Origin of the sequence: Terribacillus aidingensis (assembly GCF_900215625.1) — a bacterium.
Classification (GTDB): Bacteria; Bacillota; Bacilli; order Bacillales; family Amphibacillaceae; genus Terribacillus; species Terribacillus aidingensis.
The window spans coordinates 256,041-268,123 of the sequence record NZ_OBEK01000004.1; the positions used below are offsets into that span (position 1 = coordinate 256,041).

Sequence of the window (12,083 nt, forward strand, 5' to 3'; positions counted from 1 at the left end):
TGACCAACATGGATAATTTCAAGCATTTGAACAGTCAATATATTAACGGTGAATGGCGCGAAGGCCAGAGCAGTGTGAAAATGGAGAATCGCAATCCATATAACGGTGATATTATCGCTGCTTATCAAGCTGCTAGCTTGGACGACTTAAACGAAGCATATGAAGCATCAGCTCGTGTGCAAAAGGAATGGGCGAAAACAAATCCTGTTGCCCAGCGTGCCGTATTCGAAAAGGCTGTTGCATACATCGAAGCAAATCATGAAGCGTTTGTTGCGACTATTATAGAGGAAATCGGCGGGACAAGATTAAAAGCTGAATTCGAAATCGGTCTTGTAACAAATATCATCAAAGAAGCTTCAACATTCCCATTTCGCATGAATGGCCAAATTCTTCCGTCGCCAATTGATGGCAAAGAGAATCGTGTTTACCGCGTACCGGTTGGTGTTGTCGGTGTTATCAGCCCTTTTAACTTCCCATTCTTCCTATCTATGAAATCAGTAGCAACTGCATTGGCTTCTGGAAATGGTGTTGTGTTAAAACCGCATGAACATACTGCCATTACTGGCGGAACAATGATTGCTAAGCTTTTCGAAGAAGCAGGTCTTCCTAAAGGGTTGCTGAATGTCATCGTGACAGAAATCAGCGAAATTGGCGATAACTTTGTGGAGCATAAAATACCGCGTGCTGTGTCCTTCACAGGCTCTACGAAAGTAGGGAAACATATCGGAATGGTAGCTGGTAAGAATTTAAAAGAAGCGCATCTAGAGCTAGGCGGCAACAGTGCTTTAGTCGTTTTAGAAGATGCAGATATGGAACTTGCGGTAAGTGCAGCTGTATTCAGCCGTTTCACACATCAAGGCCAAATCTGTATGTCTGCTAACCGTTTGCTTGTGCATGAAGATGTGTACGATGAATTTGTTGAAAAGTACATAGCGAAGGTTTCCACACTCACATGCGGTGATCCAAAAGATCCGAGCACGATCATCGGACCGCTTATTAATGAGCAGCAAGTGAAAACAACGGTAGCTTTGATTGAGAAAGGCATCGAAGAAGGCGCAACACCGCTTATCAAAGGAAAAGTGGAAGGCAACATCGTGGAGCCGGTTGTCTTCGGTGACGTTACACCTGATATGACGCTTGCAAATGAAGAGTTATTTGCACCTGTTGTATCGATTATGAAAGTGACAAGTGATGAAGAAGTACTAGCATATGCGAACAACAGTGATTATGGTTTAAGCGGTGCTATTCACACCAGAGATGTTGAGCGCGGCGCAGAGCTTGCGAAGCAGATGGATACCGGCATGATTCATATTAACGATGGTACGATAAATGACGAACCAACTGTAGCATTTGGCGGTGTGAAAAATTCCGGTCTTGGCCGCTTGAATGGTGAGTGGAGTCTGGATGCATTTACAACAACTAAATGGATCAGCATTCAGCATGATCGCAGACAGTACCCGTATAGCTAATGAAAGTGAGACCAACAGCTCGAAGGCTGTTGGTCTTTTACGTTCTTCCTGTTATTCAGCAGCCATGGTGTCTTGTTTGGTACGGTGAATCGTTCCGTAGGGATGCTCTGGCGGTGCGTAAATAAGATTGTGCCACATGCCTGCAGGCACAAGAATAGCAAAGTCGTCTTGGACATATTGCTGAAAATTCAAATGTTCTCTCTGTGCTCCCATCTGAACTAGTCCGTGACCAGATTCGGCACGAAGGATTTGATCGGTAGTTGGATGTCTTTCCAAATCATTTCTTTAAGCTGTCGCAGCAAAGCGAAGATAGCGACTTGCGGCAGAATCTAGCAGGAACGAGTGAAGTCGTTAGAAAGCGATTTGTGCTTTCTTATGCTCCCTTAGCCTACTTGGCTTTGCCGTTACTGCTTGGTGATGTGTCGCCCTTGCCGCCGGTTTTTAGCCACTGGTTATAATGGAAATACGATGGATAGAGAAGGAAGCACGACGGTTATAGCAACAAGCGCGCAGCTGCCGAAGCGTATTGATCCGTTTTTTTGAATCAATCGTCTTTGGGTTCAATGCCCAAAAAGGCTTAAACCGATATAAACTACATTTCACAAGTAATAGAATAGGAAACCTCACCTCCCATAGCCTTGTTTTAATAGATGTTAAAGAACGAAGATTCCCAATACATAAAGATGCAGTAAATGGTAAAATTGATTCATAGATAACAACTTTGAAGGAGGGTTGCAATATGAGCCATAATATCTATGATCATGTCAACGTTTCAGCTGAATTGGATAATTGGTCTATCAGTATTCGTCTTGATAAAAGAGATGCTGCAGCCAGTATTCACGACCGCTTAAAAGGATTTTCCAATGACTTCTCTATAGATACTCTTATTGATTTTTTTCTGCTAGAAAGTCGCTTCTACTTAATGCAAAAACACCTCGTGAATAGCGCTGCTGCGATTGACAATGCAAAAAAGCACCTAGTCCACTTTAAGAATACCCACAAATATTATCTACACCTAGCAGAAGGAATACTATTCTATGACGAAAAACATTACCCAGAAGCTCTTAATTGCTTTGAGAAGGCTGAAAAATATCTAAATCAATTAAATAATCCGGTAGAGATAGGTGAATTTCACCTTCGTAAAGCCATGACTTATTATTTTCTTGATATAACTACTTTGTCTGCTTTACATGCAGAAAGAGCAATAGAATCCCTAAAACCATATAAAACATTTGAGTTTCTTCTTGCCCGGGCAGAAATGTTGCAAGGCATGAATTACATGGATCTTCATAACTTTGAAATGTCGGAAGAACACCTTCATAGAGCATTGGCATCTTACAAAAATATAGACAATCAGAGTTTTATAACCACTACTAACCTCAACCTTGGACTTCTGTATGTGCAGCGTGAATTACCGGAAACCGCTATTCGCTATCTGGAAGAAGCGCGTATGGATAAACAAGAACGTATCCATTTAAAGATTTTATATTTGTTAGCTGATTCTTATTGGAAAACCAATGAGTCTTCAAAAGCTGTAGAAGCCTATACTGAAGGTTTCCAGAAAAGCATTGAAAATGATAATCTTACAATGAAATGGGAATTTGCAATGCTGCATAAGAAATACGAGGATAGAATGAACTATGAAAGCGTATGGCAAGAAGGAATAGAATATTTTAGAAAAATTAACGATTTCTTTAATGTTAGACTCTATTCAAAGGAACTAGCCTGGCATTATACTGAAACTAAGCAATACGAGCTGGCAACAAGATACTATCTTTTAGCTTCTATCTAAAAAAGGAGGGTATATTATGAAGAAAATTGTTTTCTCATTGATACTAGTAGGAACGATTATTCTAAGCAGTATAGCTGGATATGCAGATGATAACAAAACAGCAGAAAAAAAAGGCGATCTTGGAACTGCCATACTCTCACTAAATATAGCCAAATAAAGAAGACCTTTCCAAGGTCTTCTTTAAGTACATTTAATTATCGTTATAGCGAGACATGCTAATCACTTATTTCGTGATTCTATCTTTCGTACTTTACAGAAACGCACAACGGCAAGCGCAAATTGGACTACGGTATATACCATCCCAATTATTCCTAATAATAGACAAGAAACAATTTTTAATATCCACCAAAAAACAAATAGAAAAGTCTTTAACCACCTGATACTGTATTAATCTGTACGCAGTGCTTGGTTCCTCCGATATTTCATGCTCGAATAAAGTGATTTACCGTGTGCCACCATAACGGAATCCCAGAAACAATGAACAGCCCTAACAACGTGTGAGCAACTGGATTATAAGCAAACCGATACAGTAAATAAAAAATAACTTCTGACATTACTATTGGCTAAAGTCAATAACGGATCAAAACGGTTGAATCCCAAAACTCGTGAACGCGATATAAGAATGATTTCTCCTCATTTTGACAAAGGTATTTTGAAGACTCTCCATTGCTAACAATTTATATCATATTAATCTCGAAGATGTTCTCCAATAAAAGTGATATATATGTAGCATTTTCATGCGCACTTAATCAAAGTTCCTATTTGCTCCATAATGTTTTCTTCATTTACTCACCACCATTTACAAAATGAAATTCTCCAAACTTTCATCTATTTCTCCTGTGTAATACCGATATTCTAATATGTATAGGCAAACAAAAGCGCACAGTGTCAGATGCTGTGCGCTTTTTTGCAATTATTTAGCTTTTATAACATCTATTCGAGGCATATCGGGCTGTTTCATATTATTTCCCAAGAAATAACTTGTGTGCGGCGGCTGGTTATAGGCGACGTTCTGCCATGCAACGCCTAATCGATAAACAGGATCATGCATTAGTGTTGGCAGTCTTTGTTCCGTTATGTCTGTTGTAGTGTAAAGGACAAGTGCACTGCTGTCTTCTGTTCGCCAGATCACTTCTTCTCGCCAATCGCCAATCAAATCTGCTTGCAGGGCAGGATTTCCTTTTGTACCGTTGTTGGAGTACGTGCCTTCAGCATCCAGCAATGTATCGACTTTTTCTGTTTTCGGATTCCACTTTCCGATCAATCCTGTACCGGTTTGTATAGATTCATCGAAAGTATGGTCTAGGATTTCACGAGACAGGTCGCCATCCCACCAAATAGCGAAATTGGCTGGAGGGATATTGGTTGTGATTTGCTCACCTGAAGCTGCATATAGTCCGCCTGTCGGACTGTTCCATGCACCGTCGACGGCCCACATTTCAGCCCCTGGATAGCGTGGATCGATGTCGGCAGCTAGACCGCGGCCTATGTCTCTGTTTGTCGGAATTCCCCACAGCAGTTCACCAGTTCGGGCATCATGCAATTCAATGCCGGCTTTATTAGGGGAAGACTCATGAACCTGGAAAACTTCTAATCCAGGACGACTTGGATCCAAATCACTCACATGCATAGCATCACCATGCCCAAGTCCTGTCGAGTAAAGACCTGTACCGTCATGGTCAAGCGCCATGGAGCCGTAAATGATTTCATCTTTTCCGTCTTCATCTACATCCGCGATGCTCAAATTGTGATTCCCTTGCTGCGCATATGCTTCATTGCCAGCGGTATCGCTATCAAATAGCCATTGTTTTGTTAATTTGCCATCTTTGTATGTGTAAGCTGCGATCATTGTTTTTTCATAATAGCCGCGGGCTTCAATAATACTCGGTGTTTTGCCATCCAAATAAGCAACACCAGCCAAGAAACGGTCGCCGCGGTTTCCGTAACAATCACCCCAGTCGCAAATATTGCCGCGGGCTGGTTCATAATTCACTGTTTCTTTCATTATACCTGTATTGCCATCAAATACACTCAAGTACTCAGGGCCTTCGAGAATATAACCAGAGCTATTACGGTAATCCGCATTTTGATCACCAATAACTTTCCCTTTCGCGTCCGTCGTGCCGTCTGCTGTTTTCACAACTAATTCTGATTTGCCGTTGCCATCAAAATCATAGACAAGCATTTGCGTGTAATGGGCACCCGCACGAATGTTGTGACCAAGATCGATGCGCCATTTATGCGTTCCGTCCATCTCATAAGCATCAATAAGTACATTTCCTGTATAGCCGGACCGTGAGTTATCCTGGGAGTTGGATGGATCCCATTTCAGGATGATTTCCCATTCTCCGTCACCATCAAGATCGCCGACACTTGCATCATTCGCCTTATACGTATAGGACTTCCCATCTGGTGTTTTACCATCAGCCGGTTTTTGAAGCGGAATATGCAGCTGATTGTTCTGCCACACTTTGATGTCGTCTTGATCCGCACCTTTTCCGATAGCTTCCACTCGATAAACGCTGTCCGCAGTACCTGCTTCATCTAAGTAGTTCGTGCCATGTTTCAGTGGTTTTCTTGTGATTTTCTTTCCATCACGGTAAATATGAAATGAAGTCTTTTTCTTGTCGTTGCCGAGGAATCGCCAGCTTAAAAAGATACCATCCTCTGTTTCGACAGCAACAGCGCCTCGATCTAAATACTCCATTTGCCTTTTGGGGAGTTTTTTAGCATCAGCAGAGAAGGGGACAGCGACTGTCAGAAGCAAAGCTAGCAAAATAACCAGACATTTCTTCAATATGATCAATCCTCCTTATATATTTAAAGCGCTTACATTTATAGAATAAAGCAGAAGGAAGAGCAAATCTTATTAGAGAGAGCTGTTACTTCTCAAATGTGGTTGTAAATATTTTAAAAGCCATGTCCTGAGACATGGCTTCATGCGTGTGGTTATACGTCTGACTTGCCTAATGTATGGATGACAGAGGCGGTGCAATGAATGCCATTCAAGAAGTAGTCGACATCCAGATTTTCATTCGGTGAATGATTATGCTGGTCAAAATTCGCGTAAGGGACAATGACGGATGGAAGACCGAGTATCTTCGTCCATACATAATCCGGCAGAGATCCGCCCATGCTTGGCTGGATGAGCGGCTCTGTTTGAAAGGCCACCTCCACAGCACTGACGACTTTTTGGACGATTGGCAGCTCGGCCTTCGTTCGGGAAGGCTGCATGCTGCCAAGATACGTGACTTTTATATCTGGTGCATATGTCTCGACATGCTTTTTTATTTTTTCAAAGATATCAAGCGGGTCCTGATCGACAACGAGCCGAATATCCATTTTAATTTTAGCGGTAGCTGGTATGATCGTTTTCGTTCCTTCTCCTGTATAACCGCTCTCCATCCCATAAATATTAAATGTCGGTTCGCCAGTCATTTTTTGATAGTAAGAAAGTCCGTCCAAGGAAAGTGCTGGATAGCCAATTTTCTTGCCTAATGAATCCTTGTCATAAGGCAGTTTCGTGAGCAGCTGTTCTTCATAGGGGGTGAAAGCCCGTATGTTATCATAAAAGCCTTCTACCTTCACATGACCGTTTGCATCGCGCATCGTGTGCATGAGCTCAATCAGCTTCCAGGCAGGATTCGGAACGATATTTCCGGTATTTCCAGAATGATTATCGCGATCAGCGCCTTTTGCATGGAATTCAACAGAGAGCATACCGCGTACGCCAAGCAGCACAAGCGGAGAGGAGCTGTTATGAGATGGACCGTCAGATGTGTAAACAAGATCAGCCTGCAGCAGGTCCTTGTGTGCTTCTACAAATGCAGCAAGATTGGTGCTCCCTTTTTCTTCCTCGCCTTCAAAGACAAACTTCATATTGATTGGTAAGTTCCCGACCGTTTCCTGGTAGCTTTTCACTCCGAAAAGCTGTGCCATCAGCTGGCCTTTATTATCTCCGACACCACGCGCATAAATTTTTCCATTGCGTATTTCAGGCTCGAATGGGGGAGACTCCCATGCTTCATAAGGCTCTGGCGGCTGAACATCATAATGTCCGTAAACGAGCAGTGTAAAAGCATCCGGATCATGTATTAACTCTCCGTAGACGACTGGATGCCCGGCTGTTGGAAGAATCTTTGTATCAATGCCGATTTCCTGCATCATTCCTTGCAGAAGAACTGCACATTCTTCTATCCCATCATTTTGTGTGCTAATACTCCGCTGGCGAAGAAGGGTAAAAAGCTGATCCAAAAACTGCTGTTTATTTGTTTGAATATAGTCTTTCATTCTTGCAGTATCCATCAAATTCTCCTTTATTGCTTAGTTCAATGTTCCGATCAATACCGTAGCGATTAAAATGGAACACGTCGTGACGGTAGTAAATCCGCCCATGAGCATCGGTGTTACAATCTCGTTCATAATTGCTTCTCGTTCTTCTTTTGTTTCTCCTACTTCGCGGCTGATTTCTTCACAAAGAATGTAATCTGCAGGAAATCCGAAGAGTGCGGTAAGTGCAACGGGCATGCCAAGATATTTACCCACTCCAAGCAATTTAGAGGCAAGCAGTCCTCCTAAGGTGACGCCTGCTGTTCCTAATGCGCAAATGAGCAGGATTTCAGGGATATAACTAACCAAGGCAGCTGGTGTAACATCGTCCATGGAGGATATGACAATAAAGATAACGGCAATCATGGCAAATCCCGTCGCATTTGCTTTTTCCATAGTCTTCGGCGGATAGAAGCCTATGTAAGCCCCAATAACACCAATAATTAAACAGAAGATGGTGTAGTTGACACCAGTAAGTGCATCAAGCACAACGGCGATACCACTTCCCAAATAAAGCTGCAGGATAAGAATAAGAGATGTTTGATATTTTTTCGGCAAAAGTAATTTCCGTTCATTCTGCGCTTTGGTCAATGTATTCGGACGCACTTCAGCAGCTGCTTCTTTTTCAAGAGCGGCACTGCTGTGAAGACGCGATTGTACTTGCTGTTTGACAGAAAGTGCATGTCGCTTTAAAAAGAAAGATGCGAGCGGAATCCCAAACAGCTTATGGATGCTGAGTACTAATGCAGGAATAATGACTAAGCTGGATAACCCTAGTTCTGTCAGCTTCTCACTTGTAACAAGATAGGCTACAATTCCGCCTACAACAGGACCAGCACCAGCAACTGCTGTCTGGTAATCAAAAAACAGCGGAACGACTGCTAAAACGAACAGTACAGCGGTGAGGGAACCGGCCAAAGCGATAAGAATCGGTTTAAGCTGTCCTCTGATCAATGAAAAAGGGACAAGCGTTCCCAGATGGACGATAAACGGAGCGACAATCAAAGAACCGAATGCCGTCACAACAGAATCTGACATAAGTCCGTTCGGAATAATTCCGGTCCAGAGCAGGCAGATATAAAGCAGCAAGGCCGCCAGCAGCATAGGAATACGTGCTTTGGTCCAGATAGAGATGAGTTCTCCTAAACCTAATACAGCAATCAATAAAAGCGTAATCATGACAGGGTTGCTACTAATCTCACTCCACATAGGCGCTCTCCTTCATCGTACATAATAAGAATATTAATAAAAATTATACTATATTCAGAAAATTGTCAACATAATATACAATTAAATATCCTTATAGAAGCTAGGCTGGAAGGAGACTTTTTGTATAATCAGCACAGTTACCAGAGAATCGAAGAGAAATATGGGGATTATGCAAGCCTTTACGCTGCCGTCTGCCACGAAGGAAAACAAGCAGGTTCTTTGTGAATTGATTCTGTAGGAGAACGGGAAGTGGACAAAATTATTTGCCGTCATCATCATGTTCTTTGAAGCTATTTTGACGATTATGCAGCTGCCTGAAGGGGGGCTTTTATGCAGGAATGTATATTGGACTTTTTCTTGCGGCAGAAAAATATTTAATCGTTTGGAATCTAATGGAAAGAAACACGCTTCTGGGCGCAGCCGGATGCTCTTTGTGTTTCTGTTTCTAGTGTGGGGAACGATGTATACGTTGCAGGACTGGGCTAGATGCAGCGGGGAGGAATTTGTACTGGCTATCTTTGATCTACCTGATGAGAAGCTAAAGGAGACTGCAGAAGCGGTTCGCCAGTCTTATATATGGACCTTGCCTATTCTCAGGCAGCGGCCAACATTAACGGTGAGCATTGGCTTCTATAGCGCACCTATAACGGTTTATGAACCGCTATCCTACTTTCTTGGACAAGCTGATGAAGCTATATATGAAACAAAGCGTGCCGGACAAAATACAGTCAAGCTCAAAAGAGCTAAGCGGATCATATGCTTAGCTCTTCTTCTTTGTACATCACTTTTGCATAGCGCTGCAATTCCTGTTTCAATTGGCCAATGGCCTCTTGAAAAGGACCGCCTTCCCGATACTCAAAACAGATAGAGGCTGTGAGATTGATATCTTCTATAGGTGTGATCGCAATATTAGCCATTCTGGGGAAATTCATATGGTAAAGAATAGACCGAGGTAACGTCGTAAAACCATACCCGCTTTCGACAAAAGCAAGCATATTCTGTACGTCATCTACCATCTGGTAATCGGGTTCCTGCAATTTGCTGAGTACGGAACTGACCTTCTCCAAATTGTTTGTCAGCGCTGCGTGCTCGAAGACAATGAATTTTTTATCGAGCTTGCTGGCATTTGCGAGTTTGCCATCCAGGAGTGGAACGTCATTCTTATGACAAAGGAAAACCACTTCATCTTGAAGAAGATGCTCACATAAAAAAGGCGTTTTCGCTAAGTTCTCGAAATGAATGGAAAAGTGAATGCTATCGTACTCCAATAATTTCTTCAATACGTTGGTGGGCCTTGTAATAAACTTAAACGTAATATGCGGAAAATGAGTCTGCATAAACGGGATAATAACATGGTTGAATACAGGCGCCAGCCAGATGTTGATTCCAATGCGAAGCTCGTTTTTACTGTCGGCGATGCTGCTGAGCAGCTGATAGCTGATCTTATTGTCTCCAGTTAGTGCGAACGCAGCATCCTGCAATTCTCCTAACAGTTCAACTGCATAAGGAAGGAAGAAGTGTCCTTCTTCGGTAAGTTCAATGCCGCCCCAACTCCGGTTTAATAAAATAAAGTCAAGTTCTTCCTCCAGTTTCCGAATCCTTGTACTTAAAGTTGGCTGCGTAATATGTAAAGCTTTTGATGCTTTGGATATACTTTTATTAGCGACAACTGCTAAAAATGACTCCAAACCGTCAATATTCATTGTTCTTCACTCCTACCGTTCTGTCGAGTCCATCTTATATTTTTTTAGGAAAAAAGTATAGTTATTTCTATAATCTTCCTGCAGCTATTTGGAGCAAAGCTTGTGTTTCCTTCCAATAACAATTATGATGAAAAGATGCAGCAATGATACCATGTGAAATGGTACAGAAAGGATTCAACTATGAAAAATAAACGACCGCGTACTCGTGGGTTCGAGCCTGCGAAGCCGAAAGAATATAATGTAACAGAAGCGGAAGAGCTATTGCCTTTTTTGATTAAAGTAGTAAATAAAAGCCGCAACTCCGTTAAATCTATCTTATCAAGAGGACAGGTAGCCATTGACGGCCGTGTTTCTACACAGTTTAACGACAAACTTCAGCCGGGCCAGAAGGTAACCATCCGGACAGATATGGTAACTGAAGCCCCGCCAATGTCAGGTATTACAATTCTTCATGAAGATGATGCCATTATTGTTATTGAAAAAGCTTCCGGATTGCTTTCTATAGCTTCCGATAATGAAAAGTCGAATACAGCTTATCGTCAGCTGTCTGATTATGTTAAAGCACAGCACAGTGACAATAAGATTTTTGTCGTTCACCGGCTAGACCGGGATACATCTGGCGTTATGGTTTTTGCCAGATCGGAAGAAATCAAACAAAAAATGCAGCAAGAATGGACAACTACAAAAGAGCGAGCGTATGTAGCGCTTGTTGAAGGAAATGTGTCCAAGCCAGAAGGCACCATTACCTCATGGCTGAAGGAAACGAGCACGCATAAGATGTTTTCCAGCAAGTACGAGAATGATGGACAAAAGGCAATTACGCATTACAAAGTTGTGCAAGGAAATAACAACTTTACACTAATGGAACTCAGTCTGGACACAGGACGGAAAAACCAAATTCGTGTCCACATGCATGACATCGGACACCCAATTGCTGGAGATCGAAAATATGGAGCGGGAGACCGCTCGATTAAACGGCTTTGCCTGCACGCGCGCAAGCTGAACTTCAGCCATCCAGTTACGGGACTAGCGCTTCGGTTTGTGACGGACATTCCCAATCTATTCAAATCTAAATCAAGATAAGAAAAAGCAGAGCAGATTGCTCTGCTTTTTTCTATGCTCATCATACTAGTCATTATCTGCTTCTTTTAACTTTTTCTCCGTTAAAGCAAAGACCAAGCTCCACATTACAATTACCCAAAGCAGTTCAATGAACAAATAGTACTCATTTTTATAAGGAAAAAAGCGAGTTGCAATCATAATCAGACCGCCAATAAATCCATTCGCTATTCCTGCAAATAACATCATTTTAGCTGCATACACTTGCGAAATCTCCCACAGCTTTCGATTCTTCATCGAACGTTTTGTCCGATAACCAAAGACTTTATTTATATGATCATGTGCGGAAGCTCTAAGCATAAAACTGCCGATTATCGCTCCTATTCCGCAAATGAGAATTAACATACGTCACCTCAATTCATATTAAAAAAGGATCACTTATAGTATAAAAAGATTTTATACCTATTGCCAGCAACTTCCATATCCCTTACTATATCCATAAATGATATATCAAAAACGGAT

The 12,083-nt window shown here is 42.0% G+C and carries 11 protein-coding genes; 5 read left to right on the forward strand and 6 right to left on the reverse strand.

Features of this window, described 5'->3' with window-relative positions; genetic code table 11:
* The first annotated feature begins 8 nt into the window (after positions 1-8).
* A complete protein-coding gene (locus tag CRO17_RS13855) occupies positions 9-1,469 on the forward strand; it encodes an aldehyde dehydrogenase family protein (RefSeq protein ID WP_097043081.1) in 1,461 nt (486 codons plus the stop codon).
* Positions 1,470-1,520: 51 nt separating this feature from the next.
* Here CRO17_RS13855 and CRO17_RS13860 read toward each other — a convergent pair whose 3' ends face one another.
* Positions 1,521-1,745 carry a cupin domain-containing protein gene (locus CRO17_RS13860; protein WP_179637084.1) on the reverse strand — a complete coding sequence of 75 codons (225 nt, stop codon included), beginning with the start codon at positions 1,743-1,745 and terminating at the stop codon, positions 1,521-1,523.
* 463 nt (positions 1,746-2,208) lie between these two features.
* Between CRO17_RS13860 and CRO17_RS13865 the strand changes: the two genes are divergently transcribed.
* Both CRO17_RS13865 and CRO17_RS17625 read left to right on the forward strand, forming a co-directional pair.
* A complete protein-coding gene (locus CRO17_RS13865) occupies positions 2,209-3,261 on the forward strand; it encodes a tetratricopeptide repeat protein (RefSeq protein WP_097043082.1) in 1,053 nt (350 codons plus the stop codon).
* Positions 3,262-3,277: 16 nt separating this feature from the next.
* The gene (locus CRO17_RS17625; protein WP_179637086.1) at positions 3,278-3,418 is read left to right on the forward strand and encodes a hypothetical protein; all 141 of its coding nucleotides are present in this window, start codon (positions 3,278-3,280) and stop codon (positions 3,416-3,418) included.
* A 756-nt stretch (positions 3,419-4,174) separates the two neighbouring features.
* Here the strand turns inward: CRO17_RS17625 and CRO17_RS13870 are convergent.
* The 3 genes from CRO17_RS13870 to CRO17_RS13880 form a co-directional block, all read right to left on the reverse strand.
* Entirely contained in the window at positions 4,175-5,968 is a 1,794-nt protein-coding gene (locus tag CRO17_RS13870) for a rhamnogalacturonan lyase (protein WP_097043179.1), read from the reverse strand.
* A 242-nt stretch (positions 5,969-6,210) separates the two neighbouring features.
* On the reverse strand, positions 6,211-7,566 hold the full coding sequence (locus CRO17_RS13875) for a M20/M25/M40 family metallo-hydrolase (protein WP_097043083.1): 1,356 nt from the start codon (positions 7,564-7,566) through the stop codon (positions 6,211-6,213).
* A gap of 18 nt (positions 7,567-7,584) precedes the next feature.
* On the reverse strand, positions 7,585-8,799 hold the full coding sequence (locus CRO17_RS13880) for a hypothetical protein (protein ID WP_097043084.1): 1,215 nt from the start codon (positions 8,797-8,799) through the stop codon (positions 7,585-7,587).
* 460 nt (positions 8,800-9,259) lie between these two features.
* Here CRO17_RS13880 and CRO17_RS18080 point away from each other — a divergent pair, with 460 nt between their 5' ends.
* Positions 9,260-9,667, forward strand: coding sequence for a GGDEF domain-containing protein (locus tag CRO17_RS18080; RefSeq protein WP_425444461.1), 408 nt, complete (start codon positions 9,260-9,262; stop codon positions 9,665-9,667).
* On the opposite strand, the gene CRO17_RS13890 is transcribed toward CRO17_RS18080, so the two are convergent.
* Positions 9,552-10,502, reverse strand: coding sequence for a LysR family transcriptional regulator (locus tag CRO17_RS13890; RefSeq protein ID WP_097043086.1), 951 nt, complete (start codon positions 10,500-10,502; stop codon positions 9,552-9,554). The genes CRO17_RS18080 and CRO17_RS13890 overlap by 116 nt on opposite strands.
* A gap of 180 nt (positions 10,503-10,682) precedes the next feature.
* Here CRO17_RS13890 and CRO17_RS13895 point away from each other — a divergent pair, with 180 nt between their 5' ends.
* Positions 10,683-11,585 carry an RluA family pseudouridine synthase gene (locus CRO17_RS13895; protein ID WP_097043087.1) on the forward strand — a complete coding sequence of 301 codons (903 nt, stop codon included), beginning with the start codon at positions 10,683-10,685 and terminating at the stop codon, positions 11,583-11,585.
* Positions 11,586-11,630: 45 nt separating this feature from the next.
* Here CRO17_RS13895 and CRO17_RS13900 read toward each other — a convergent pair whose 3' ends face one another.
* Entirely contained in the window at positions 11,631-11,966 is a 336-nt protein-coding gene (locus tag CRO17_RS13900) for an SdpI family protein (RefSeq protein ID WP_097043088.1), read from the reverse strand.
* Positions 11,967-12,083 lie beyond the last annotated feature (117 nt).

Coding starts and splice junctions, on each gene's coding strand:
- CRO17_RS17625 (WP_179637086.1), top strand. CDS start 3,278: ATGAAGAAAATTGTTTTCTCATTGATACTAGTAGGAACGATTATTCTA.
- CRO17_RS13880 (WP_097043084.1), bottom strand. CDS start 8,799: ATGTGGAGTGAGATTAGTAGCAACCCTGTCATGATTACGCTTTTATTG.
- CRO17_RS13865 (WP_097043082.1), top strand. CDS start 2,209: ATGAGCCATAATATCTATGATCATGTCAACGTTTCAGCTGAATTGGAT.
- CRO17_RS13875 (WP_097043083.1), bottom strand. CDS start 7,566: ATGGATACTGCAAGAATGAAAGACTATATTCAAACAAATAAACAGCAG.
- CRO17_RS13855 (WP_097043081.1), top strand. CDS start 9: ATGGATAATTTCAAGCATTTGAACAGTCAATATATTAACGGTGAATGG.
- CRO17_RS13870 (WP_097043179.1), bottom strand. CDS start 5,968: ATGGAGTATTTAGATCGAGGCGCTGTTGCTGTCGAAACAGAGGATGGT.
- CRO17_RS13900 (WP_097043088.1), bottom strand. CDS start 11,966: ATGTTAATTCTCATTTGCGGAATAGGAGCGATAATCGGCAGTTTTATG.
- CRO17_RS13895 (WP_097043087.1), top strand. CDS start 10,683: ATGAAAAATAAACGACCGCGTACTCGTGGGTTCGAGCCTGCGAAGCCG.
- CRO17_RS13890 (WP_097043086.1), bottom strand. CDS start 10,502: ATGAATATTGACGGTTTGGAGTCATTTTTAGCAGTTGTCGCTAATAAA.
- CRO17_RS18080 (WP_425444461.1), top strand. CDS start 9,260: ATGTATACGTTGCAGGACTGGGCTAGATGCAGCGGGGAGGAATTTGTA.